Here is a 1094-nt window from a genome sequence, read left to right as displayed (position 1 = left end):
TAAAGACTGTAATGTTATGGGAGAAATCATTCTCTCGCGTTATGATCTGTTTATTTCAACTAAGTTAAAAACTCATGTAACCACAAATTTGAATGCTCAAGAGTTGGAAGAACGTTACGGCAAACGGGTGCGTTCGCGTATGCGCGAGGTTTTTAATTTAGTCGCTTTTGATAAGAATACTGGAGATAAACGGAAGTAAATCGAGGATCTTCCTTTGATAAACAATGCATTGAGTTTTTAAATCAACTTTTTAATAACCCCATTAAAATAGCCAAAGCCATGGCCCTGGTATTTTTACTTCTAAGGAAATAAGCTGCTTCTTCATCATGGGTAATAAAACCAATCTCCAGTAGTACAGAAGTGCAAAAAGGAGCAGTATCTCTAAGCACTTGAAAATTACTGTATTTTACACCACGATTTTTAAAACCTAAGTTGACATTAACTTCCTTTAATAACGATGATGCAAGTTTCATGGGATAATTCCCATTCACAGAAGCCTTTTCCCAAACGAAAGCTTCCATCCCGTAAGCAAAATTAACAGCAGCATTGCAATGTAGGGACAAAAAAACATCAGCCTTTAATCTTTTGGAGAACTGACTTCTGTCTTTTAATGCAATTAAAGTGTCGTTGTGTCGTGTGAGGTGTATCTCAAACCGACTATCCAATACACTTTTATTCAGCTGTACAATCTCTTTAGCCAAATTCAACACCACATCTTTTTCTCGAACATTAAAAACACCAAGAGCGCCAGGATCCATTCCGCCATGACCAGGGTCAATTACAATGGTTTTTTTAGGAGCTATGATTTGACTAAAACACAGACAAGTTTTTAGTATCACTAGAAGAAAAATGACGTTTTGGAGCCTGTTTTTGAAAGTTACTTTCATGATTTTTAGATTTTTTAGAAGGAAAAGTCATAAGGATTGAGGCTATTTGTTTGCAATTAAAATCAAACAGGATTAAAAAATATTATTAACATAAAACATTGTAAATCAGTGTTTTAAAAACAAATATATTGTAATTTTCATAAAGAGAAATCAGTAATAATTTAAAACCTTTTTTAACATGAAAAAATCAATGTATCTCACGTTTTT

At 33.4% G+C, this 1094-nt stretch carries 1 protein-coding gene and 1 pseudogene; one reads left to right on the top strand and one right to left on the bottom strand.

Translation table 11 applies throughout. The annotated features are described in order from the left end of the window. A pseudogene (locus A6I66_RS16405) lies at positions 1–199 on the top strand (ATPase); the annotation flags it as partial. A gap of 43 nt (positions 200–242) precedes the next feature. Here A6I66_RS16405 and A6I66_RS16400 read toward each other — a convergent pair. Further along, a complete protein-coding gene (locus A6I66_RS16400) occupies positions 243–887 on the bottom strand; it encodes an N-acetylmuramoyl-L-alanine amidase family protein (RefSeq protein WP_067151972.1) in 645 nt (214 codons plus the stop codon). Between the last annotated feature and the right edge of the window lie 207 nt (positions 888–1094).

Source organism: Pseudotamlana agarivorans (assembly GCF_001642835.1).
GTDB lineage: Bacteria > Bacteroidota > Bacteroidia > Flavobacteriales > Flavobacteriaceae > Pseudotamlana > Pseudotamlana agarivorans.
Note: the sequence above shows the minus strand (reverse complement) of the source record. Positions and strands in the feature narration are given on the sequence as shown.